Source organism: Curtobacterium sp. NPDC098951 (assembly GCF_044759965.1).
GTDB lineage: Bacteria > Actinomycetota > Actinomycetes > Actinomycetales > Microbacteriaceae > Curtobacterium.
The window spans coordinates 883,083-903,587 of record NZ_JBIWAG010000002.1 but is presented as its reverse complement, the minus strand read 5'-3'; the positions used below and the strand labels follow the sequence as shown (position 1 = coordinate 903,587).

General features: G+C 72.3%; 20 protein-coding genes. 11 read left to right on the top strand and 9 right to left on the bottom strand.

Going from position 1 to position 20,505, the window contains the following annotated elements; translation table 11 throughout:
* Nucleotides 1-189: 189 nt before the first annotated feature.
* From ACIQUC_RS08880 to ACIQUC_RS08865, 4 genes are all read right to left on the bottom strand, one after another.
* Nucleotides 190-792 carry a DUF1992 domain-containing protein gene (locus tag ACIQUC_RS08880; protein WP_022905954.1) on the bottom strand — a complete coding sequence of 201 codons (603 nt, stop codon included), beginning with the start codon at nt 790-792 and terminating at the stop codon, nt 190-192.
* A gap of 13 nt (nt 793-805) precedes the next feature.
* On the bottom strand, nt 806-2,635 hold the full coding sequence (locus ACIQUC_RS08875) for a glycoside hydrolase family 15 protein (protein WP_402265649.1): 1,830 nt from the start codon (nt 2,633-2,635) through the stop codon (nt 806-808).
* A gap of 65 nt (nt 2,636-2,700) precedes the next feature.
* Complete coding sequence (locus tag ACIQUC_RS08870; protein WP_402265646.1) at nt 2,701-3,468, bottom strand: alpha/beta hydrolase; 768 nt, start codon at nt 3,466-3,468, stop codon at nt 2,701-2,703.
* Nucleotides 3,468-3,995: a phenolic acid decarboxylase gene (locus ACIQUC_RS08865; RefSeq protein ID WP_402265644.1), complete on the bottom strand. Its 528-nt coding sequence runs from the start codon at nt 3,993-3,995 to the stop codon at nt 3,468-3,470. The genes ACIQUC_RS08870 and ACIQUC_RS08865 overlap by 1 nt, the downstream gene beginning before the upstream one ends.
* A 64-nt stretch (nt 3,996-4,059) precedes the next feature.
* On the opposite strand from ACIQUC_RS08865, the gene ACIQUC_RS08860 reads away from it, so the two are divergent.
* The 4 genes from ACIQUC_RS08860 (at nt 4,060) to ACIQUC_RS08845 (ending at nt 8,384) form a co-directional block, all read left to right on the top strand.
* The gene (locus tag ACIQUC_RS08860) at nt 4,060-4,524 is read left to right on the top strand and encodes a MarR family winged helix-turn-helix transcriptional regulator (RefSeq protein ID WP_402265641.1); all 465 of its coding nucleotides are present in this window, start codon (nt 4,060-4,062) and stop codon (nt 4,522-4,524) included.
* 529 nt (nt 4,525-5,053) lie between these two features.
* A complete protein-coding gene (locus ACIQUC_RS08855) occupies nt 5,054-6,220 on the top strand; it encodes an RtcB family protein (protein WP_402265638.1) in 1,167 nt (388 codons plus the stop codon).
* A gap of 124 nt (nt 6,221-6,344) precedes the next feature.
* Nucleotides 6,345-7,178 carry a DUF1206 domain-containing protein gene (locus tag ACIQUC_RS08850; protein ID WP_402265635.1) on the top strand — a complete coding sequence of 278 codons (834 nt, stop codon included), beginning with the start codon at nt 6,345-6,347 and terminating at the stop codon, nt 7,176-7,178.
* Between the two features lie 126 nt (nt 7,179-7,304).
* On the top strand, nt 7,305-8,384 hold the full coding sequence (locus ACIQUC_RS08845; RefSeq protein WP_402265632.1) for an alpha/beta fold hydrolase: 1,080 nt from the start codon (nt 7,305-7,307) through the stop codon (nt 8,382-8,384).
* A gap of 144 nt (nt 8,385-8,528) precedes the next feature.
* Here the strand turns inward: ACIQUC_RS08845 and ACIQUC_RS08840 are convergent, their stop codons facing one another.
* The 4 genes from ACIQUC_RS08840 to ACIQUC_RS08825 form a co-directional block, all read right to left on the bottom strand.
* Nucleotides 8,529-9,722, bottom strand: coding sequence for an NAD(P)/FAD-dependent oxidoreductase (locus ACIQUC_RS08840; protein WP_402265629.1), 1,194 nt, complete (start codon nt 9,720-9,722; stop codon nt 8,529-8,531).
* 66 nt (nt 9,723-9,788) lie between these two features.
* Nucleotides 9,789-10,295, bottom strand: a complete 507-nt coding sequence (locus ACIQUC_RS08835) for a Dps family protein (RefSeq protein ID WP_402265626.1) — start codon at nt 10,293-10,295, stop codon at nt 9,789-9,791.
* A 107-nt stretch (nt 10,296-10,402) separates the two neighbouring features.
* Nucleotides 10,403-10,915: a MarR family winged helix-turn-helix transcriptional regulator gene (locus tag ACIQUC_RS08830; RefSeq protein ID WP_022908038.1), complete on the bottom strand. Its 513-nt coding sequence runs from the start codon at nt 10,913-10,915 to the stop codon at nt 10,403-10,405.
* Nucleotides 10,916-11,057: 142 nt separating this feature from the next.
* Nucleotides 11,058-11,615, bottom strand: a complete 558-nt coding sequence (locus ACIQUC_RS08825; protein ID WP_022907734.1) for an NADPH-dependent FMN reductase — start codon at nt 11,613-11,615, stop codon at nt 11,058-11,060.
* A gap of 164 nt (nt 11,616-11,779) precedes the next feature.
* Between ACIQUC_RS08825 and ACIQUC_RS08820 the strand changes: the two genes are divergently transcribed.
* The 7 genes from ACIQUC_RS08820 to ACIQUC_RS08790 all read left to right on the top strand — a co-directional run bounded on the left by ACIQUC_RS08820 (nt 11,780) and on the right by ACIQUC_RS08790 (nt 19,499).
* Complete coding sequence (locus ACIQUC_RS08820; RefSeq protein ID WP_402265622.1) at nt 11,780-13,417, top strand: glycoside hydrolase family 13 protein; 1,638 nt, start codon at nt 11,780-11,782, stop codon at nt 13,415-13,417.
* A gap of 102 nt (nt 13,418-13,519) precedes the next feature.
* The gene (locus ACIQUC_RS08815; RefSeq protein WP_402265620.1) at nt 13,520-15,538 is read left to right on the top strand and encodes a hypothetical protein; all 2,019 of its coding nucleotides are present in this window, start codon (nt 13,520-13,522) and stop codon (nt 15,536-15,538) included.
* A gap of 130 nt (nt 15,539-15,668) precedes the next feature.
* Nucleotides 15,669-16,310: a DUF308 domain-containing protein gene (locus ACIQUC_RS08810; protein WP_402265618.1), complete on the top strand. Its 642-nt coding sequence runs from the start codon at nt 15,669-15,671 to the stop codon at nt 16,308-16,310.
* Nucleotides 16,307-16,570, top strand: coding sequence for a hypothetical protein (locus ACIQUC_RS08805; protein WP_402265615.1), 264 nt, complete (start codon nt 16,307-16,309; stop codon nt 16,568-16,570). Before ACIQUC_RS08810 ends, ACIQUC_RS08805 begins: the two co-directional genes overlap by 4 nt.
* 55 nt (nt 16,571-16,625) lie before the next feature.
* Nucleotides 16,626-18,038 (top strand): MFS transporter, encoded by a 1,413-nt coding sequence (locus ACIQUC_RS08800; RefSeq protein ID WP_031262401.1) that lies wholly within the window; start codon nt 16,626-16,628, stop codon nt 18,036-18,038.
* A 143-nt stretch (nt 18,039-18,181) separates the two neighbouring features.
* Nucleotides 18,182-18,721 carry an RNA polymerase sigma factor gene (locus tag ACIQUC_RS08795; RefSeq protein ID WP_402265612.1) on the top strand — a complete coding sequence of 180 codons (540 nt, stop codon included), beginning with the start codon at nt 18,182-18,184 and terminating at the stop codon, nt 18,719-18,721.
* Nucleotides 18,711-19,499, top strand: coding sequence for a hypothetical protein (locus ACIQUC_RS08790; RefSeq protein ID WP_148286952.1), 789 nt, complete (start codon nt 18,711-18,713; stop codon nt 19,497-19,499). The genes ACIQUC_RS08795 and ACIQUC_RS08790 overlap by 11 nt, the downstream gene beginning before the upstream one ends.
* 73 nt (nt 19,500-19,572) lie before the next feature.
* Here the strand turns inward: ACIQUC_RS08790 and ACIQUC_RS08785 are convergent, their stop codons facing one another.
* Nucleotides 19,573-20,502: a LysR family transcriptional regulator gene (locus tag ACIQUC_RS08785; protein WP_402265609.1), complete on the bottom strand. Its 930-nt coding sequence runs from the start codon at nt 20,500-20,502 to the stop codon at nt 19,573-19,575.
* Nucleotides 20,503-20,505: the final 3 nt, after the last annotated feature.

Genomic DNA, 20,505 nt, shown 5'->3' with positions numbered 1-20,505 from the left:
GAAGCTGCTCAACAGCACCTTCAAGACCGACGCCGTGAAGTCCGGCCTCCTCGTCGGCGTCGCGACCATCACCGCACAGATCAAGTAACACCCCCCCGCCAGGAACGACCGCAGCACCGCGCCACGAGCGCGGTGCTGCGGTCGTTCTGGCGTCCGGGGGAGGGGGCGGTCCAGGAGGCGCAGATCACCTCATCGACGTCGGTGCCACCACCGTCGTGGTCGGTCCGCCTCGGCAGCGGCCCAGTCCGCGGCCGCCTGCGCCTCGGCCGCGAGGCGTTCCTGCCGGCGTTCCCGCCAGCGCCCCACCTCGGTGTCGACGTCACGGAGCGGGGTCACCACCGGCGGCCCACCGAGCAGCTGCCGACGGGCCTCCTTCACGCGGGCGTTGAAGTCCTCGAGCACGGCACGGACGTCGGCCTCGAGGGCGAGGTCATCGAGCCGTCCGTCCAGCTCGCCGTCCTCCTTGCGCAGCGACAGCGCCGGCGGAGCGATGCCGGTGATCTCCTCGCGCTCGATCTTCGCCTTGATCCACCAGTCGGGATCGTGGCGCCCGTCGTTCCCCGGGAGCGGCTTGCCGTGGTACGGGTTGCCCTCGAAGGCGCCCCGCCGCTCGGCCTGTTCGATCTGGGCGCGGGCGTGCGCGGCGACGTCGGCGGCCTTCAGGAGCCGACGTTCCTCGCGGACCTCGTCGGGGTCGAGGGAGCCGCGTTCGATCTCGCTGTCCACGAGCTGCTGGTACCGGTAGCGAGCGGCTCGTCGCAGCCGGTCCATGCGTGCATCGACGTCGTTCATGACCCCTCCATGATCACTCCCCGGAGCGCTCCTCGCCAGCGACCTCCTCGATCGTGAGCGCCGCCTGGATGAGCGCGAGGTGCGACAGCCCCTGCGGGATGTTGCCCATGAAGGCGCCGTCCTCGCTGATCATCTCGCTGAACATGCCGACGTCGTTCGCCTGCTCGACCATCTCGTCCATGAGCGCACGGGCGTCGTCGACCCGTCCGACACAGGCCATCGCGGCGGCGAGCCAGAACGAGCACGCCACGAACGGCGACTCCTCGGACTCCATGCCCGAGTACCGGTACACGAGCGGGCCGTGCTGCAGCTGCTCCTCGATCGCGCGGATCGTCGACTCCATGCGGGGGCCGCGGTCGAACGCGCTCATCGCGTGCAGCAGGATCGACGTGTCGAGCTCGTCGGACCCCGGGTACATCACGTAGTACCCGCGCTCCTCGTCCCACCCGTGCTCGGCGACCCACTGCTCGATGAGCTCGCGGTTCTCCACCCACTTGTCGCGGGGACCGTCGATCATGCCCGCGTCGTGCAGCTCCGCCGCGGCGTCGAGCGCCTGCCAGCAGCCGATCTTGCTCGAGACGTAGTGCTGCGTGTCCTGCAGCTCCCACATGCCCGAGTCCGGCTCCTCCCAGCGGTGGCACGCGTCGTCGGCGAGTCCCTGCAGGACGGCGGCGGTCTTCCGGTCGAGGACGTTGCCCGCGCGGACGTACTGGCGGAGGATCTCGAAGACGTCGCCCCACACCCCGAGCTGCAGCTGGTCCCCGGCACGGTTCCCGATGGTCACGGGGCCGATGCCGTTCCAGCCCGGCACGTCACGCTCCTCGACGCCGTCGCTCTTCGAGCCGTCCAGACCGTAGAAGATCGGCATGTCCGAGTCGTGCTCGGCGATGGTCCGCATCACCCACGAGACGGCGGCGTGGGTCTCCTCGCGCAGCCCGAAACGGGTCAGCGCGTGCACCGTGTAGGACAGGTCGCGGACCCACGCGAAGCGGTAGTCCCAGTTCTTGCCACCCGTGCGGTCCTCCGGCAGGCTCGTCGTCGGCGCTGCCGCGATCGCACCGGTCGGCGAGTAGATGAGCAGCTTCAGTGCGAGGGCGCTCCGCTGCACGTGTTCGGCCCACGGTCCGTCGTAGTGGAACTCCCGCGACCAGGTGGCCCAGTTCTCGATCGTCCGGTCCATCGCGTCGAGGGCGCTCTCCGGGCGTGGCATGAAGATCGGTTCGTCGTGCGTGCCGACGATGGTCAGGATGTGCTTCGAGCCCTCGGTCGCCGAGAACCGTCCGGAGAACCGCGGCCCGTCGTCGTGCCCGGGGTCGAACCCGTGCTCGACGATCGCGATCGTGATGCCGTCGATGCCGATGACGGCACCGTTGGCGGTGTCGAGTCGCTTCGGCTCAGCCGTGTTCAACAGGGTGCCCGGCACGACGGCCCACTCGAGCTCGACGCTGCCGGCGACGCCCTGCACGCACCGCGCGACCTCGGCCCACGGCAGCCGTCCGGCGACCCCGGTCACCATCGCGTCCGTGACGGTCACGGTGCCCGTCGACGTCGTCCAGGTGGTCACGAGCACGTTCGTGCCGGGCAGGTACTCCCTGGAGACCCGGGCGTCCTGGTCGACCGGGCGGAGCGCGACGTACCCGCCGTGCTCGGCGTCGAGGATGCTCGCGAAGACCGGCGGTGAGTCCATCGACGGGATGGGCAGCCAGTCGATGCGCCCGTCACGCGCGACGAGCGCCACGGTCCGACCGTCGCCGATCGCCCCGTAGGAGCGGAGCGGCGCGTATCCGTCGGTGCGCTCCTCGTCGTGGATCACGTCAGGGGTGTCTCCGGTGCGCTCGGTCATGCTCCCAGACTGCCCGTGCCCCGTGCCGGGCCATCAGGCGGACGTACCCCGCGGCGTCGGACCGGTCAGCGCACGCTGCCGCTCGTCGCGGCGAGCAGGTGGTCGAGGAGCGTCCGCCGCCACGGCACCGACGACCAGCCGTGGTCGGCGCCGTCCACCGCGGTGAACACCGCCCCGGGGAGCACCTCGCCGTACCGCTGCCCGTACCGGACGGGGACGATCTGGTCCGCGGTGCCGTGCAGGACCTCGGCGGGGCCGGTGTACCGGTCGATCGTGTCGTACACGTCGAGGCCTGCCCGCACCTCGTCGATGAACGCGGTGCCGAGGGCCATGCCGCCGAAGTCGAACCACCCCTGCTCCCGCGCCGCAGCGAGCGGCTGCCCCTGGATCTCGTCGTGCCGCGCGATGTCGTCGACGACCACGCCGGCCGGTGACCACAGGGTGAGGGTCGCGACCAGGTCGGGCACCCGCGCGGCCGCCATGGCGGACTCCACCGCGCCGAGGCTGTGGGCCACGACGTGGACGGGCGCGTCGGTGTCGGCGGCGAGGCTGCGGATCATCCCTGCGACCTGCTCGACCTCGTCGCCGATGGTGATGTCGGCGAAGTCGCCGTCGCTCGTGCCGTGTCCGAGGCGGCTGTAGGAGCGCGTGGCGGTGCCGTGCTCGGCCAGCGCGCGGGCGGTCTGGACGAACAGCTGCTGCCCGCCGGTGTCGGTGCTGCCGAAGCCGTGCACGAGCAGAGCGGCTCGGTGCCCGGGCGTGACGTCGCCGAGCTGCCACCCGCGGAGCGTCCGACCGCCGTGGTCGAGCGTGATCGCCGTCGTCGTCGCCATCAGTTGCTCCGGTCCGCGAATCCAGCGGGCAGGTCGCCCGGGGCGGTGTCGACGATGGTCTCGTCGTCCTCGCCGACGTGCTCGAACAGCGTGATGTGGGCGAACTCGGGCACGACGTAGATCGGGTAGGTGGGGCCCTGGTCGCGGTACTCGCGCATGCGGTCGAGGTGGTCGTTCTGGAACAGCACGGTCTTGCTGCCGTCCTCCTCCACCCAGTGCGGGAAGAAGATCGTGCCGTGCAGGACCCGCTCGCCGGGCACGACCGTCACGACGACGCTGGTACCGGTCGGTTCGTTCCACGACACCTTGTAGACGCCGGCGGTGAGGGCGACCAGGTCGACCTGCTGGTCCTTCACCCAGCGGCCGCCGACCATGCCGGAGTGGATGCGGTAGTCGATCGTGGTGGCGTTCTTCACGTACATCTCGTACTGCCACCCGTTGGCGTAGGTGTAGATGAAGCGGTGGCCGACGATGCCGGAGAGGTCCTGCTCGGGGACGGGGTGCTCGACGCTGGTGGTGATGTCCATGCCATCGAGTTTGCTCTCGGATTACGTTTGTTGCAAGCGTACTTCCGGTGACTACCCTGGGAACGTGGACGAGCGAGCGGACGGATCCGACCTGCCCCGGGTGGCCCGGCGACTGAGCGCCGAGATCGGGCCGTTCCGACGTGTCCTGCTGACCACCGCGCGGTCGTCGGTGGACCTCCCCGACATCCCGGACGCGCAGATCGAGGTGCTCCGACGGCTCGACGAGGACGGGTGGTCGAGCCCGACGGCGATCGGCCGTGCACTCGGCCTCGCACGCTCCACCGTGAGCAACCTCGTCCAGGCGATGGAGCGCGACGGGCTGGTCGAACGGCGGCTCGCGCGCGGTGACGGGCGGAGCACCGAGGTCGGCTTGACGACCCTGGCCCGGGAACGGCTGGCGGTCTACGACGCCTCGGCCGAACGGGTGCTCGTCACGGCGATGTCCGCGCTGTCGGAGGACGACCGGCGGGCGCTCGCACGTGCGGTGCCGGCGCTCGCGCGGTTGCGCGAGCAGCTCGACGGCGACTGAGACCAGCGCCCGAGCCCGGCGACCGAGCCCGGTGACCGAGCCCAGCCGCCGAGCCGAGCGACCGAGCCCGGCGACCGAGCCCAGCCGCCGAGCCGAGCGACCGAGCCGGGCGACCGGGCAGTCGACCGGCGACCGAGCCAGACGACACGCCCGGGATGACTTGTGCATCCCGGGCGTGTCGTACTACGGTCGTGCTCCTGCCCACCGGCAGGACCGCCCGTCCCGGGCACCAGTGGAAGGACCGCGCGTGCGCGCCGAACAGCACCCCGAACAGTGGGTCGAGCTCCAGCTTGACGCACTCGTCGTGCTGCTCGATCAGCGCAACGAGCAGCAGTCCGACCGCTACCCCGCATAGGCACGCGACGTCACCCGACGCCCCGTGCCCACCCGGCCCGGGGCGTCCTCAGAACGCGCTGCCCTCCGGACACCACGGCTCGTGGTGCAGGACGGCAGCAGGACCTCGCCTCGGACCGTCACCGAAGACCGTCACAGAAGGCGGTCGCCGACCGTCACGAAAGCGAGACGAACCATGCAGAAGATCACCGACCGATTGCTCAGCTGGGCCTCACTGCTCGAGGAGAACACCGAGCAGCAGGCCCGCACGACGGCACGGATGCCGTTCGTGTTCCCGCACCTGGCCCTCATGCCGGACGCCCACCTCGGGCTCGGCGCCACCGTCGGGTCGGTCATCCCGACCCTCGGCGCCGTCATGCCCGCGGCCGTCGGCGTGGACATCGGCTGCGGCATGATCGCGGTCCGGACGCAGTTCACCGCGGGTGACCTGCCCGACGACCTGCGGGTCCTCCGCGAGCAGATCGAGCGCGCGATCCCGCTGTCGGCGGGTGCGTCGAACCGGAAGGTCGTCGCGACCGCCGCGCCGCGGATCGCCGAGCTCGAGGCGATGGCCGAGGCCGCCGGCTTCGACCCCGCCGGGGCGCACGGCGGCTGGCGGAACCAGCTCGGCACGCTCGGGTCCGGCAACCACTTCATCGAGGTCTCCCTCGACGAGGCGGACCGCGTCTGGCTCTTCCTGCACTCCGGGTCCCGGGGCGTCGGCAACAAGATCGCCCAGCGGCACATCAGGATCGCCAAGCAGGCGATGCAGCGCTGGTGGATCGAGCTGCCGGACCCCGACCTCGCGTACCTCGTCGAGGGCACCCCGGAGTTCGACCGCTACATCGCCGAGCTGCGGTGGGCGCAGCACTTCGCGCTCCTCAACCGCGAGGAGATGATGGACCGCGTCGTCCGGCAGCTGTCCGAGGTGCTCGGGACCCCGGTCGACGAGCAGGAGCGGATCAACTGCCACCACAACTTCACGCAGCGCGAGACGCACTGGGGGAAGAGCGTGTGGGTGTCCCGCAAGGGCGCGATCCAGGCGAAGGCGGGACAGCCGGGGCTCATCCCGGGGTCGATGGGCACGGCGTCGTACGTGGTCGAGGGCCTCGGCAACAAGCCGTCGCTGGAGTCGTCGCCGCACGGTGCGGGCCGGCTGTTCTCGCGGAGCGCGGCACGGCGGACGTTCACGCACGACCAGCTCCGCGAGGCGATGGTCGGCATCGAGTACCGCGACACCGACGCCTTCCTCGACGAGATCCCGGCGGCGTACAAGCCGATCGACCAGGTGATGGCGGACGCGTCGGAGCTCGTGTCGATCCGGCACACGCTGCGGCAGGTCGTCAACGTCAAGGGTGACTGACGAGGCGACCCCGGTCACGACGGGAGGCGCGGTGCGGGCCCGCACCGCGCCTCCCGTCTGCCAGATCGCCGGGTGTCACCGCCCCTGCCGGACAGGGGCGGTGCGGACGGGCACGCTCGATGGGGTGAGTGAGCAGGCGGAACAGGCGGCCCGGACGACGGGCCGCGAAGCGAAGCGCATCGCCGACAGCCGGTGGTTCGAGCTGACAGCGCGCGCAGGGTTCGTCGGCAACGGCATCGTGCACCTGCTGATCGGGTACCTGGCGATCCTGCTCGGCGTCGGCACCGCGTCGTCCGGGAGCGAGACCGACCAGTCCGGTGCGCTCCAGCAGCTCGAAGCGGTCCCCGGCGGCGTCGTCCTACTGTGGGTCGTGGCGATCGGGTGTGCGGCGCTGACGATCCGTCTCGCGCTCGAGGCCGTCGTCGGCGGCCGGACCGACAGCGCCCGTGCGTGGGGCAACCGGTTGAAGAACGTCGGCAAGGCCGTGGTCTACGGGGTCATCGCGTACTCCGCGGCGTCGTACGCGGTCGGCGCGGGGAAGAGTTCGAGCGGCTCGTCCCGGAGTGCCGCGGCCACGGCGCTCGCGACCCCCGGCGGTGTGTTCCTGCTCTTCCTCGTCGCCGCGATCGCCGTCGCGGTCGGCGTCGGCCTCGTGGTCATCGGCTGCCGGCGCTCGTTCTGGAAGCAGCTCGTCCGGCCGCGACGGCCGATCGAGCGCGTCGTCACCGTGCTCGGCGTCGTCGGGTACGTCCTGAAGGGCATCGCGATCGTGGTCGTCGGTGTCCTCGTCGCCGTCGCGGCGGTCCGGAGCGACCCGGACCAGGCGACCGGACTCGACGGGGCCTTCGACGCGCTGCGCTCGATGCCCGGCGGGGCGTTCGTCCTCGTCGTGATCGGCATCGGCTTCATCGCCTTCGGGGTCTACAGCTTCTTCCGCGCCCGCTACGCCCGCCTCTGACCACGGGCGGACCCCGCGAACACCTTCAGCCGCCGCCGGGGCGGTGTCCCGGTGATCGGCCGTCCCGCGGGTATCCTGGGCGATCGCCCGAAGCCGAGGAGCGACGACCGACCCGAGGAGACCCACGTGGACGACGAGCACACGGACGCTCGACCGGATCCGGCGAAGCGACTGGGCGAGGCGGAGGACGCCGACGTCACGGTCGAGGTCGACCGCGTCGCGGTGGACGGCACCTACGTGCGGGTGAGCTCGGTGGGCCAGCCCGGCGACCGTGCGTTCCTGCTCGTCGCGGGACTCGGGATCGCAGCCACGTACTACGAGCGACTCGCCCCGCACCTCAACGAGAACGGCCCGGTGCACGCCCTCGACCTGCCGGGCTTCGCGGGTGTCCCGCGCTTCCGGGGGAAGGTCTCGATCGAGCGGTACGCCGACGCGGTCGAGAAGGTCATCGACGACCTGCGGCTCGTCGACCCGGTGCTCGTCGGCCACTCGATGGGGACGCAGGTCGTGACCGAGGTGGCCGCCCGTCGGCCGGAGATCTCCGACCTGGTGCTCATCAGCCCGGTGGTCGACTCGCACGCGCGGACGGTCCGGCAGTCGGCGTTCCGGTTCCTCCGGTCCACGGTGCACGAGCCCGCGGCGGTGCGGTGGCACGGGATCACTGCGTACGCGCTGTGCGGGTGGCACTGGTTCTCGAAGGTCCTGCCGCGGATGATCGCGTTCCCGATCGAGGAACGCGCCGCCGAGGTGCAGGCCCACACGCTCATCGTCCGTGGCGAGCACGACGCGATGGTGCCGCGCGACTGGGTCCGTCGCCTCGCACGGGTGTTCCCGTACGCGGTGCTGCGCGAGGTCGTGGACGGTGCGCACTCGGTCATGCACGCGCAGGCCGACGCCGTCGCCCGGCTCGCGGTCGCGCACGTCGCCGGGCGGCTGCCCGACCGTGGCGTGTCCTCGCTGCAGCGGGTGCGGGACGACTCGACGTCGTCCGATCTCGCCCGGCTGAGCCCGCGGGACGCCTGGCTGCTCGTGAAGTCACGCTTCGTCGAACTGGCCGGCATGGCGCGGAACGACGACGAGACGCTCGAGGCCGCGAAGTCGGCGCACGCGGTGGCGATGGCGGACGGCGACGGCCTGCCCGTCGACCCCGCTGATCGTCGCGAGGTCGTCGACGAGGTCGCGCCGGAGACCCGAGGGACGGACTGAGCCGCGGGACGGAGACCCGCGCGACGGACTGAACCGCGGGACGGAGACCCGAGGGACGGACTGAGCCGCGACCGGACCCCACGACGAACGCGGCACGGCGCCGGTCGAGACGACCGGCGCCGTGCCGCGTGACCGGACCGGTCGCTAGGGCGTGATCCGCCCCACGAGCATGTCCGGGGTGAGGCTGTGTGCCTCAGCGAGGACCTTGCGGGCCTCGTCCGTCTTGTCCCACACGTTCCACAGCAGGACGCCGCGCACGGTGTCGTCGTCGTCGAGGTAGTAGACGACGCCCGTGACGGTCGGGTCCTGCCAGTCCTCGACGGTGCGGAGCTTCGTGGAGACCTGTCCGACCGCCTCGTACCCCATGTCGAAGACGTCCGAGTAGAACATCGGCGTGTGGTCGTAGGTCTCGTCGGCGTCGGCGAGGTTGCGGCCCGCCTGACGACCCTGCTGCTGCGCGTTGTCGACGTGCTCGACCCGCCGTGTGCCGAGGATCCGGTCCGGGTACTCGGCGACGTCGCCGGCCGCGAAGACCGAGTCGTCGTCGGTCAGCAGCGTCGAGGACACGACGATGCCGTCGCGCACGGTCAGCCCGGCGTCGGCCGCGAGCTGCGTCGCCGGCTCGATCCCGAGGCCGACCACGACGGCGTCCGCTTCGACCGTGGAGCCGTCGTCGAGGGTCAGCGTGACGCCGCCCTCGTGCTCGGTGCCCCGCTCGACCCGACGACCGAGCCGCAGCTGGACACCGTGGTCGACGAAGCGCTGCTGGAAGGCCTTCGCGAGGTCCTCCGGGAACATCCGACCGCCGACGATCTCGTCGGGGTCGACGAGCGTCACGCGGGCACCGTTCTGGACGACGCCCGAAGCGATCTCGGTGCCGATGTACCCGCCGCCGACGACCGCGACGTGGGCACCGGCGTCGGCGAGCTCACGCAGCCGCCGGTAGTCGGTGGCGCTGCGGTAGTCGAGCACGCGCTCGGACGGCTCGAGACCGGGCAGTCCGCGTGGTCGGCCGCCGGTGGCGAGGAGCAGACGCTCGTAGCCGTGGGTCTGCCCGTCGGCGGTCGTGACGGTCTTCGCCTGGCGGTCGATCGCCGTCACCGCAGACCCGAGCAGGAAGGTCGCCCCGGTCTCCTCGGTGTGCAGGTCGACCTTCTCGTCCCAGCTGAAGTCCGGGTCGGTCCAGAGCTTCTTAGACAGCGCCGGACGGGCGTACGGCCGGTCCGGCTCCTCGCTGAGGATGCCGATCGAGCCCTCGGTGTCGAGTTCGCGGATGCCGCGCGCTGCGGCATCGGCGACCATCCCGCCGCCGACGACGAGGTAGCGGAAGTCGGTCATGACGTCTCCTGGATCGTTGCGACCGAGTCGGTCCCGACTCGGTGGTGACGGCGCACCTGGTCGCCCTTACGAGTGTGCCGAGGCGTCCGCGACGGCCGGCGTGGTGGCGGACGCGAGCGGGGTGCTCGGTGCGCGGTTCTCGGCCGAGACCATCCAGGCGAGCTGCTCGAGGCGCTCGATGAAGCCGTGCAGCAGGTCGGCCGTCGTCGGGTCTTCGTCGTCGACCTCGTCGTGGACGTCGCGCATGGTGCCGGTCGCCTGGTAGAGGCGCAGCGTCACCTGGTCGATGGCGTCGTGGGTCGTGATCTCGCCCTCGGGGAACTGGTCGAGGTGGCTCGTCGCGGCGACGGTCGACGAGCGGCCGTCCGGCACGGCGTAGAGCGCACGCATGCGCTCCGCGGTGTCGTCCGCGAACTCGCGAGCGGCGTCGACGATCTCGTCGAGCTGGAGGTGGAGGTCCCGGAAGTTCGTCCCGAGGATGTTCCAGTGGGCCTGCTTGCCCTGCACGTGCAGGTCGATGAGGTCCACGAGGACCGCCTGGAGGTTCTTGGCGAGCTTGTCCGATGCGTGCATGATCGGTTCCTTCCGCGTTGGTGACCGGTACCAACCCGGTCTACGCGGCGCGGCATGGCGTCCGCTCAGAGGACGCGTCCCCCGTCCGTTCGGCTCGCTCGGTGGGCTCAGTGCGCGACGGCGGGGTCCACCTGGTCGACCGCGGCGCGCATCTGCTCGAGGAACACCGCGACGACCCGGGCGTCGTCCGGCGAGAGGCCCTCGGCGATGCCCATCATCCGGCGGTGCATGACGCCGAGGGTCGCGCGGACCTCTTCGTCGGTCTCGGTGGTCGGCGTGATCACGAGCGCACGCCGGTCGGTCGGGTGCGGGTCGCGCCGGACGTGGTTCGACTTCACGAGCCGGTCGATGAGGATCGTCGTCGACGCCGACGAGATCTTGAGGTAGGCGGAGAGGTCCTTCGGCTTGACCGTCCGACCGGCGCGCTGGGCCTGCAGCAGGAAGCGCACCGCGAGCAGGTCGGTCTCGCCCATGCCCATCGAGTCGCGGGTGCGGCGGCGCATCGCGGTCTCGGCGGCACGGTACCGACGGAGGGCGTTCAGGACGGTCACGCCCCGCTGGGTCGCGTCGTCATCGGGGAACCAGTACCCGGACGCTTCCGTGATCTCCTGCGTGGACATGGGAGACAGGGTAGCCGGTCTCGTTGCTAGGACGTCTAGCGATCTCTCGGGATGCGGTGGGCGCGACCGTGCAGGGACGGGAGGCGCGGTGCGGGCCCGCACCGCGCCTCCCGTCCGCCGCCTGGTCGCGTCGGCGACGTCGTCAGGCCGCGGCCTGCTCCTCGGACGCGCCGGCGAGCGCGGTGAGCGCGCCCTGGACGAGCTCGACGACCTCGGCGTCCTCGCGCGGGTGGGTCTCGGCGAACCGGACGACCGACTGCGGGATCGCGACCTTGACGTCCTCGAGGACCTTCGCACCGGCGATGCCGGCGACCTTCCGTGCGTCGTCGTGCGCCCAGACGCCGCCGAACTGGCCGAACGCCGAGCCGATGACGGCGAGCGGCTTGCCCGAGATGGGCGAGGCGCCGAACGGACGCGAGGCCCAGTCGAGCGCGTTCTTCAGGACGGCCGGGATCGTGCCGTTGTACTCGGGCGTGACGAGCAGCACGGCGTCGGCGGCGTCGATCGCGGCGCGGAAGGCGACGGCCGCGGCGGGCGGGGTGTCGCCGTCGATGTCCTCGTTGTAGAAGGGCAGGTCGACGATGCCGTCGAAGGTCGACAGTTCGATGCCCTCCGGGGCGTGGTGCGCGGCCGCCTCGGCGAGCTTGCGGTTGATGGACTCGGCGCGGAGGCTGCCGACGAGGGCGAGGACGTTCGTCATGGGGATCCTTCGGTTCTGGGACGGAAAGGTGTCATCGACAACCAATGCGTGCGCGCCGAGCGCTATTCCCGGGCCGGTCGGACGCCGTCCCCGGGTCGGGCGGACGCCTTCCCGGGTCGGGCGGACGCCTTCCCGGGTCGGGCGATCGTCGCTACGGTGGCGACGTGAGCACGCTTCGGACGCCGGCCAGCACACCCCGCACGACCGACCCGGACTGGTGGCGGGACGCCGTCGTCTACCAGGTGTACCCGCGGAGCTTCGCGGACAGCGACGCTGACGGGCTCGGCGACCTGGCGGGGATCACGAGCCGGGTGCCGTACCTGGCGTCGCTCGGCGTCGACGCGGTCTGGCTCTCCCCGTTCTTCCCCTCGCCCCTGGCCGACGGAGGCTACGACGTGGCCGACTACCGCGACGTCGACCGTCGCCTCGGGACGCTCGACGACTTCGACGCGCTGGTCCGTGCCGCGCACGAGCACGACATCCGGGTCATCGTCGACATCGTGCCGGACCACACCTCGGACGAGCACGCCTGGTTCCGTCAGGCGCTCGCCGCGGCCCCCGGGTCGCCGGAGCGGGCCCGGTACGTCTTCCGCGACGGCGCGGGGGTCGACGGCGAGCTCCCGCCGAGCGACTGGGTGTCGAACTTCGGCGGCAGCCCCTGGACGCGGGTGGCGGACGGCCAGTGGTACCTGCACCTGTTCGCGCCCGAGCAGCCGGACCTCGACTGGTCGAACCCCGAGGTCCGCGCGGACTTCGAGGACACCCTGCGCTTCTGGTCCGACCGGGGTGTCGACGGCTTCCGGGTGGACGTCGCGCACGGCCTGGCGAAGGACCTGTCGACGCCGTACCGGCCGTCCGACGAACACGCGCTGCCCCTCGACGGCTCCGACCCGCTGTACGACCGCGACGAGGTGCACGAGATCTTCCGGGCGTGGCGTCTCGTGCTCGACGAGTACGACCCGCCCCGGGCCGCGGTCGCCGAGGCCTGGGCGCCCGGCCCGCGCCGCGTCCTCTACGCGCGCCCGTCGGAGCTCGGGCAGGCGTTCAACTTCGACCTGCTCGAAGCGCCGTTCGACGCCACCGCGTTCCGGGAGATCGTCGACCGCAACCTGTCCGCGTCGGCCGAGTCCGGTGCGTCCAGCACGTGGGTGCTGTCGAACCACGACGTCGTCCGGCACGCCACCCGCTACGGTCTGCCGGACGGCACCGACACCGACGCGTGGCTGATGACCGACGGCACCGCGCCGGCACTCGACCGGACGAAGGGGCTCCGACGGGCGCGGGCGGCGACGCTGCTGATGCTGGCACTGCCCGGGTCTTCGTACGTCTACCAGGGCGAGGAACTCGGCCTCGAGGAGGCCGTGGCGATCCCGCACGAGCTGCTGCAGGACCCGAAGTGGATCCGCACCGGGCACACCGTGAAGGGGCGGGACGGGTGCCGCGTGCCGATCCCGTGGACCACGTCGGGGCCCTCGTTCGGCTTCGGGGCGGTCGCGCCGCACCTGCCGCAGCCGGCCGACTTCGGGGCGTCCTCGGTCGAGGCGGAGGACGGCGACCCGGCGTCGACGCTCTCCCTCTACCGGGCGGCGACCGCTGCCCGTCGGGACCTGCAGCGCGGCGAGGACCTGGTCTGGCTCGACGCTCCGGCCGGGGTCGTGGCCTTCGCGCGCCACGACGGCTGGCGGTCGGTCACGAACTTCGGGACCGAGCCGGTGCCGCTGCCGGACGGCGAGGTCGTCGTGGCGTCCGGTCCGCTCGCCGACGGGTTGCTCCCCGGGGAGACCACCGTCTGGCTCCGCTGACGGTTCTCCGTTCGTCCTCCACAGCCAGGAGGCGCGGGGCGGCGTTCCACAGATCGGCTCACGTCCGTCCGGCGGGTGCGTGCCGCTCGCGACCATCGGGGCATGACAGCTCCCAACACCCCACCGGGCGGCCGACCGCCCGCCCGGTCGCGCCGGCTCCGCCGCGTCGCGGCCGCCGCCTCCGTCCTCACCGCGCTCGGCGTCCTCGCCGCACCGGGCCTCGTGCCGTCCGCCTCCTCGGCCGACGAGCTCGCCTTCCCCTACGAGAACTCGTTCACGACCGCAGCCGGCGGTGCGCTGCACGGTGACGCCACGGTCGTCGACGGCCGACTCCGGCTGACCGACGACGTCAAGGACCAGGCGGGTGCGTGGTCGATGGACGACACGTTCCCGTCCAGCCTCGGGCTCGAGGTCGAGTTCAGCTACGCGATGTACCGCGACGTGGACGACCCCGGTGCCGACGGCCTCCTGCTGTTCCTCGCCGACGGTGCCGCCCCGCAGGGCGTCGGGTCGTTCGGCGCCGGACTCGGGTACGCGTGCCGCCGCGAGGCGTCCCAGGGCGGCGGCCTGTCCTGCGACCTGCCGGGGGTCCCCGGTGGGTTCGCCGGCATCGCGATCGACCACTACGGCAACTTCTCCACGCCGATCAACTACTCCGGACCCGGCGCGCAGCCCGACACCGTGTCGATCCGCGGCTCCGGCGACGGGGTGCTCGGCTACCGGTGGGTCGCCGCCGCCCCGGCTCCCGGCGGCACCGAGACCGACGGGCCGTCGCTCCGCAAGGTCCGGGTGACGCTGCTCCCCGGCGACGCGGGGGAGCTCGCGGTCACCGTCCGCCTGCAGGACGGCGACCGGATGCGGACCGTGCTCGACCGGGTCCCGCTGCACGGCGACGGTCAGGCACCGCTGCCGAGCACGCTGCGCCTCGGGTTCGCGGGGGCGACCGGCAGTCACGTCAACGTGCACGAGGTCGACGACCTGCGCGTGTGGACGCCGACCGACGTGGCCGTCGAGCAGGACCTGGCCCCGACCGTCGGTACCGGCGGGGACGTCGACTACACCGTGACCGCACGGAACGTCGGGGTGAACGCGTCGGACCCGAGCGCACTCGCGGTCGACGTGCCCGATGCCCTGCAGGACGTCACCTGGACCTGCGCGGCCGCGACGGGGTCCTCGTGCGGGACCGGTTCGGGCACCGGCGACGTGGACACGGCGCTCGGACTGCCCCGGGGCGGCTCGGCGACCATCACGGTGCACGGCAGCGTCCCGGACGGTGCCGACGGCACGCTCGAGAGCATCGCCACCATCCGTCCGGCACCCCGCACGGCCGACACGAACGAGGACGACAACACCTCGACGGCGAGCACGACGGTCACCGCCCGGACGGACGCGCACGTCGAGACGGACAAGTCGGTGTCGCCCGCGACCGCGGTCCGACCGGGCGACGAGGTCGAGTACACCGTCACGGCCAGGAACCGCGGGCCGGGCACGGCCGAGGACGTCGGGGCGGTCGACGAGCTGCCCGCCGCGCTGCGGTTCGTCGGGTCGCCGGACGGCTGCACCGCCGAGGGGCAGGACGTGACCTGCCGTTCCGGTGCCGCCCTGGCCGTCGGGGAGTCGGTGGCGTTCCGGATCCGGGCGCGACTCGACCCGAGCTACTCCGGCGACGGCTCGGACGTGGTGAACGTGGCGACCGCGACGTCGCCGACCGACCCGGACGGTGGCGACCCCTCGCCGGGGGTCGGGATCGTGGTGGTCCCCGGGGACGACGGCGACGGCGACGGCGACGGCGGCGACGGCGGCGGCGGCAGCGGAGGCGGTGGCGGTGACCACGGCGGCGGCTCCGGCGGCGGGGACCACCGCGGCGACCAGGGGCAGCGCCCTGCGGGGCCGGACGGCGGCGCGGCCGACCCCGCCGGGGAGCCCGGGAACGCTGGCGACCCCGGTGCCGCCGGGCCGGTCCGCGCCGGGGCCCTCGCGTACACCGGTAGCGAGGGACTCGGGCTCGTCGGTGCGGTGGCGGCCGCAGGGACCGCGCTGGGTGCCGCCGGCTGGTGGCTCGCCCGGCGACGCGTCCGACATCGCACCACCGCCCGTGCGACCGGACCGGGGTCACGCTGACCCGGGTCCGACGGTGCCATCGGATGCTGCTGGTTCGAGCATCCTCAGCGGCCGATCGCCCCGCGCGGTCGGCCGCTGCACGGCACGGCGGTAGGATCGAACCACGATCCGCATGCCCGAAAGAGGTCTCGTGTCCGACTCCGTGGACGACTCCGGCCAGCGCGCGCGGTACTGGCCGATCCCCGTCCTCCGGGCCGTGCCAGCCGCGATCGTGGCCATCGTCATCACCTTCTCGTCCAACCACGCAGCGGGCTACGGCCTGCTGCTGTTCGGTGGGTTCGCGACGGTGGACGGGCTCGTGCTGCTCCTCGCCGGCGCCACGCGGCTCCCGTCGGACGGCCGGTCGCGACGGACCACCCTCGTGCAGGCCGTCATCTCCCTCGCCGCCGCGGTCGCCGCGTTCGCGTGCAACGGCCTCGGCCTGCCGGCGTTCATCGCGGTCGTCGCCGCCTTCGCGGTGCTCACCGGGGCACTCGAACTCACCCAGGGGCTCCGCGCACGCGGGCGTTCGCCGTTCGCCCGCGACTGGATGACCGTCGGCGGCCTGACGCTGCTGCTCGCCGTCGCCTTCCTGGTGACGCCGCCCGACTACTCGCAGCAGCTCGGCGGTGTCGAGCGGGTCACCGGCACGCTGGACGCCTCGATCGTCCTCGTCGGCCTGCTCGGCGCGTACCTCGCCATCACCGCGGTCTTCCACGTGATCGCCGGACTCTCGCACAAGTGGGGGACCGCGGCCCCGGCCGCCACCCCGGACGGAGCACCACACGCATGACCACCCCCAGCCGCCGCGACCGCCTGCGCCCGGTCGAGCTCCTCGGGATCTCCGCGATCGTCGCGGTCTTCACCGGGCTCGTCGTGCTGATCGCGACGCGTGAGCTCCAGCTCGCCGCGATCTTCCTCGGCATCGCGTTCATCGTCGTCGTGGTGGTCCTCGCGATGCTGCAGCTGGCGTCGTCGAGCGACCAGGACGACAACGACATGCTCGGTGGGCACAAGACCCCGGGCGAAGGAGACGGCAACGACTTCCACTGAGTCGCACGCCGCCCCCGCGGCCCCGGCGCGACGACCGTTCCAGGGTGATCCGGGCCTGCCGCAGCGCTACCGCCACCGGTACCTGATCCTCGCGGTCTGCTGCATGAGCCTGTTCATCGTCTCGATGGACGCCACCGTGGTGAACGTCGCGCTGCCGTCGATCGGGCGTGAGCTCGGCAGCTCCATCTCCGGGCTGCAGTGGACGATCGACGCGTACACGCTGGTGCTCGCGAGCCTGCTCCTGCTCTCCGGCTCCACCGCGGACCGGATCGGGCGCCGGACCACCTTCCAGATCGGACTCGCGCTCTTCACGGTCGGGTCGCTGCTCTGCTCGCTCGCGCCCTCGGTCGGTTGGCTCGTCGTCTACCGGATGGTGCAGGCGGTCGGCGGTTCGATGATGAACCCGGTGGCGATGTCGATCATCACGGCGACGTTCGACGACGCGAAGGAGCGGGCACGCGCCGTGGGCGTCTGGGGAGCGGTCGTCGGGGTGTCGATGGGCCTGGGCCCGCTCGTCGGCGGCGCGCTCACGGACACGGTCGGCTGGCGGGCGATCTTCTGGATCAACGTGCCGATCGGCATCGCCGCCGTCGTGCTGACGTTCCTGTTCGTGCCGGAGTCGAAGTCCCCGCGCCCCCGGCGTCTCGACCCCGTCGGGCAGGTACTGGTGATCGTCCTGCTCGCCACCCTCGTCGGTGGGCTGATCGAGGGACCCCGGCTCGGGTGGGCGTCGCCGGCGGCACTCGGACTGTTCGTCCTCGCGGCGGCGGCGCTCGTGGTCCTCGTCGCCGTCGAACGTCGGCGCCGGGAGCCGCTCATCGACGTCCGGTTCTTCCGCAGCATCCCGTTCTCGGCCGCCGTCCTCACCGCGATCGGCGCCTTCGGAGCGAACGGTGCGTTCCTGTTCCTCAACGCGCTCTACCTGCAGGAGGTCCGGGGCATGTCCCCGTTCGAGGCAGGTCTCTGGACCCTGCCGGCGGCCGTGGCGACGATGCTCGTGTCGCCGCTGTCCGGCCGACTCGTCGGGTCGATCGGCACCCGGGTCCCGCTGGTCCTCGCCGGGATCGGCGTCGCGGGAGCCGGCGCGATCCTCACGACCATCGATGCGCGGACGCCGATGTGGGTCCTCGTCGTCGCCTTCGTCCTGTTCGGCTTCGGGTTCGGGATGGTGAACGCCCCCATCACCAACACGGCCGTCTCCGGGATGCCTCGCGCACAGTCCGGGTCCGCGGCCGCCGTCGCGTCGACGAGTCGGCAGACCGGGGTGTCGCTCGGGGTCGCACTCGCCGGCACCGTCACCGGAGCGAGTGCGGTCGCCACCGTCGGCGCCGGGTTCGCCGTGGCCACGCACGCGATGTGGTGGATCGTCGTCGGCATCGGCGTGGGGATCGTGGCCGTCGGCTTCGTGTCGACCTCGGCGGCGGCGAAGCGCTCGGTCGACGGCATCGCGTACCTGCTCGACGCCTGACCGTACGGCGCCACGCGCCACGCGCCACCCGCCGCGCGCCTGGCTCCACACTCCGACACGCCCGGGATAACGTCCTCGACACGGTCTTGTCACGATCGCGGGTCGTTCGGACACCTCTGGAGTGAAGGGGGTGGGATGTGGACGTGACGACGGGCACCGACACGGACGAGGCGATCGTCCGTGCGATGGCACGGGGCGACAAGACCGCGCTCGCCCGGGCGTTCGACCGGTACGCCGCGACCCTCACCCGCTACGCCTGGGCCCTCGTCGACGACCGGCAGGACGTCGAGGAGGTCGTGCAGGACGCCTTCCTGACGCTCTGGCAGCGCGCCGAGACCCTCGAGCTGCCGGCCGACACGATGTTGCCGTGGCTGCTGGTCGTCTGCCGGAACCACGCGTTCAACACCGGCCGGAAGCAGGCCCGGCGCCGCGCCGACGAGCTCCCCGAGCAGCTCGCCGCACCCGAGGACCACGCCGAGGCCCGCGAGCGCCTGCGCTGGGTCCGCGACGCGATCGACGCACTCCCGGACACCGACCGACGCATCTGCGAGCTCTGCCTCCTCGAGGGGCACTCCTACGCCGAGGCCGCCGAGATGCTGGGCCTCAGCGTCGGTGCGGTCACCCAGCGGGTCTCCCGCAACCGACGCCGACTCAAGAAGGTGGTGATGCACGATGAACACTGAGCCCCCCGAGGGAGACGACCTGCAGCGCATGCTCGTCTCGATGAAGCAGCACGTCCTCGAACGCGCCACCCCGCGTCCGAAGCGGCGTCGGTTCCGTCCGGGCATCGCGCTCGGTGTCATCGGGCTGCTGGCGATCGGGACCGCGACGGGCGCCGTGGCCCTGTCGCTGTCGCAGCAGGAAACGCCCGTCGCCGCACCGACCACCACGCAGCAGCCGGAGCCGTCGCCCTCCGCGACGACCCCGTCCTCGGCGCCGATCACCGAGCGCCCGACGCCGCGGCCGACCCCGACCCCGACCCCGACCCCGTCGGCGCAAGCCGCCTCGAACGTGCTCATCCCGGGCGATTGCTACCAGCTGGTGCCGGACGCCGACTACGACCGGTTCTTCGGTGCCGCGGCCCACACCTCGACGGTCTTGGGCGCGGGCGAACCCCGAGAACCCGACGGCAACGACCGCATCAGGGGCCACCTCGACGACCCGCACGAGTGGTTGTTCTGCACCTGGCAGAACTTCGGGGTCGAGGCGAACATCACGATCCGGGTCAGCCACACGGCGGACATCGGCCCGGACACCCCCGAGCAGTACGCGGAGCAGTCGGGCTCCTGTGCGGACCGCTTCGGCGGCCGTATGTGCCAGTTCACGACGTCGGCGGAGCGCGTCCTGCCGCTCACGGTGACGACGCTGCAGCGCGACGGCGTGACGATCCAGATCGACCAGACCGACTTCCCGACGGACGGGCTCCTGGCCGCGATCGTCGGGGAGATCTGGGGGGACTGACGGCCTGGAGGCGCGTGGCGGGGACGACCCGCGCCTCCAGTCCGTCGGTGGGGAAGGACCAGGTCCCGGCCGCTCAGCCGGCCTGCGCGACCACGTCGACGCGCGCCGCCACGATGTCGCGCGCCAGCGTGCGCACCGCCCGGTTGGGCTCCGGACTCGTCCGCATCGCGAGCCCGATCCGCAGCGGGTCGACCGCGTCCTCGAGCTCGAGCACGGTGCCGTCGTGGCGCACACCGGAGTCGGGGACGACCCCGACACCGAGGCCGGCCGACGCGAACCGGATCACCGCGGGCATGTCGTTCATCTCGGCGACGATGCGGCGGCGGATCCCGAGCCGCTCCAGCGCGGCGTCGAGGATGATCCGGTTGCCGAAGCCGTGCGCGGTGTCGATGAACGGCTCGTCGGCGAGCTCGGTGAGCGACACCGAGCGGCGCCCGGCGAACCGGTGGTCGGCGCTCGTGAAGACCCGGAACGGCATCTCGCGGAGCGGCGCCACCTCGACTCCGGCCGGGACCGCCGGGAGGCCCGTGTAGGCGATGTCGAGCCGCCCGGCGACCAGGTCCTGCACGAGCCCGGTCGTCCCGGAGGGCGAGGTCATGAGCTCGACGGCGACCAGGGGGTGCCGCTGCCGGAACCGTCGGAGCACCCCGGTGAGGTCGACGATGTCCATGCTCGTGAAGATGCCGAGCCGGACGCGTCCGCGCAGGTCGGCGTCGTCGACGGTCGCCAGGTCGCGCATCCGGTCGAGGGACTCCAGCACGGCGCGGGCGTGGGGGAGCAGGTCCTCGCCGGCGGTCGTCAGGACGAGGTGTCGTCCGGTGCGGTCGAACAGCCGCACGCCGAGGCTCCGCTCGAGCGACGCGATCCCGGCGGACACGGTCGACTGCGCGGCCCAGAGCCGTTCGGCCGCGCGGGTGACGCTGCCCTCGGCGGCGACGGTGACGAACTGTTCGAGCAGACGGGTCTCCACCGCCACAGTATCGAGCAGGTCGATGGATGACATCAA